This is a genomic window from Streptomyces sp. SID9727 (assembly GCF_010550605.1).
Taxonomy (GTDB): Bacteria; Actinomycetota; Actinomycetes; order Streptomycetales; family Streptomycetaceae; genus Streptomyces.
Genome location: NZ_JAAGNI010000416.1, coordinates 1 through 231, shown reverse-complemented (window position 1 = coordinate 231; position 231 = coordinate 1). Strand labels below are relative to the sequence as shown.

1 protein-coding gene is annotated in these 231 nt (G+C 77.1%); it reads right to left on the bottom strand.

All coding sequences use genetic code 11. The features are described from left to right. Nucleotides 1-231: cobalamin biosynthesis protein (locus tag G3I41_RS29045; protein WP_203601814.1), on the bottom strand; the 231-nt coding region annotated here is incomplete at both ends.

Sequence of the window (231 nt, the reverse complement as noted above, 5' to 3'; positions counted from 1 at the left end):
CCGCGAGGTCGTCGAGCCGGGCGGACGCCCAGCCGTACCGCAGGTAGCGGGGCGACTTGTGGCCGACCATCGCGTCGAGCGTGTTGGCGGCACGGAAGCCGACGAGCCCGGGGACACCGGCGAGGGCGCCCCAGACGAGGGCGCCGACCACGGCGTCCGAGGTGTTCTCGGCGACGGACTCCACGACGGCGCGCGCGATCCCGGGGCCGTCCAGGGCCTGCGGGTCGCGCC